This window comes from Methylobacterium sp. J-067 (assembly GCF_022829465.1).
GTDB classification, from domain to species: Bacteria; Pseudomonadota; Alphaproteobacteria; order Rhizobiales; family Beijerinckiaceae; genus Methylobacterium; species Methylobacterium litchii.
Genome location: NZ_JAKSXZ010000124.1, coordinates 1 through 1,536, shown reverse-complemented (window position 1 = coordinate 1,536; position 1,536 = coordinate 1). Strand labels below are relative to the sequence as shown.

At 71.8% G+C, this 1,536-nt stretch carries 3 protein-coding genes; all 3 read left to right on the top strand.

The features are described from left to right. Window positions 1–423 (top strand): GDP-mannose 4,6-dehydratase (locus MKK52_RS18100; RefSeq protein ID WP_243956150.1); only part of this gene is annotated, 423 nt, incomplete at its 5' end. Further along, on the top strand, window positions 423–1,313 hold the full coding sequence (gene rfbD, locus MKK52_RS18095; RefSeq protein ID WP_243956148.1) for a dTDP-4-dehydrorhamnose reductase: 891 nt from the start codon (window positions 423–425) through the stop codon (window positions 1,311–1,313). The genes MKK52_RS18100 and rfbD, both read left to right, overlap by 1 nt. Before the next feature lie 25 nt (window positions 1,314–1,338). Next, window positions 1,339–1,536: sugar phosphate nucleotidyltransferase (locus MKK52_RS18090; RefSeq protein WP_243955899.1), on the top strand; the 198-nt coding region annotated here is incomplete at its 3' end.

The following is a 1,536-nucleotide window of genomic DNA, read 5'->3' as shown; positions in this document are numbered from 1 at the left end:
AGGAACCTGCCCGTCTACGGCGACGGCCTGAACGAGCGCGACTGGATCCATGTCGAGGACCACGCCAAGGGCCTCGTCGCCGTGCTGGAGCGGGGGCGGATCGGCGAGACCTACCTCCTCGGCGGCCGCGCCGTGCGCAACAACCTCGCCGTGGTGAAGGGCCTGTGCGCCGCCTTCGACCGGCTGCGCCCGGAGGCCGGGCCGCACGAGCGGCTGATCACCTTCGTCGCCGACCGGCCGGGCCACGACCGGCGCTACGCCATCGATTGCACCAAGGCGGAGGCCGAACTGGGCTGGGCGCCGCAAAAGACCTTCGAGGCGGCCCTGGAAGAGACGGTGGCGTGGTACCTCGCCAACGAAGCATGGTGGCGCCCGATCCGCGAGGGCCGCTACCAGGGCGAACGCCTGGGGCTCGCCGGCTGATGGACATCCTCGTCCTCGGCGGCGCCGGCCAGGTCGGCACCGAGCTTCAGGCCCATGCCTGGCCAACGGGAGTGCGGGTCCACGCTCCCACCCGCGATGCCCTCGACATCACCGACCCGGCCGCGATCGAGGCCGCCCTCGACGGGCAGGCCTACGCGGCGGTCATCAACACCGCCGCCTACACGGCGGTGGACAAGGCCGAGTCCGACGTGGCCGCCGCGTGGCGGCTGAACGCGCTCGCCCCGGCGATCCTCGCGGCGGCGACGAAGGCGCGGGGCATCCCCCTCGTCCACGTCTCGACCGATTACGTCTTCGCCGGCACCAAGCCGGAGGGCGCCTACGGTCCCGACGAGCCGGTCGATCCGCGCAGCGTCTACGGGGCCAGCAAGGCGGCGGGCGAGATCGCGGTGCGCACCGGCAATCCGCGCCACGCGATCCTGCGCACGGCCTGGGTGGTGAGCCCGCACCGGGGCAACTTCGTGAAGACGATGCTGTGCCTCGCGGCCGAGCGCGACAGACTCACCGTAGTGGACGACCAGCACGGCTGCCCGACCAGCGCCACCGACCTCGCCGCCGCCCTGGCGACCGTGGCCTTGCGCCTTGCGGAGGACCCCGCCGCGCCGACGGGCACGTTCCACTGCGTCAACGACGGCTCGACCACATGGTGCGGCTTCGCGCGGGCCATCGTGGCCGGCGGCGCCAAGCGCGGCGGACGCGACGTGCCGGTGGAGGGCATCCCCACCGCCGCCTACCCGACGCCGGCCCGGCGGCCGTCCAACTCGCGCCTGTCCACCGACAGCTTGAGGGAAGCCTACGGCATCCTCCCGCGTCCGTGGCAGGATGCCCTCGACGACATCCTGGACAGGCTGGCCGGACCCGTCCGGGCCTGAGCCGCAGACAGCAAGGACCCATCCGATGAAGGGCATCATCCTCGCCGGAGGCTCCGGCACGCGGCTCCACCCGGCGACCCTATCGATCAACAAGCAGCTCCTGCCCGTCTACGACAAGCCGATGATCTACTACCCGGTCTCGGTGCTGATGCTGGCCGGCATCCGCGAGATCCTGATCATCTCGTCGCCGGAGCACCTGGACAATTACAAGCGCCTGTTCGGC

Coding starts and splice junctions, on each gene's coding strand:
- rfbD (WP_243956148.1), top strand. CDS start 423: ATGGACATCCTCGTCCTCGGCGGCGCCGGCCAGGTCGGCACCGAGCTT.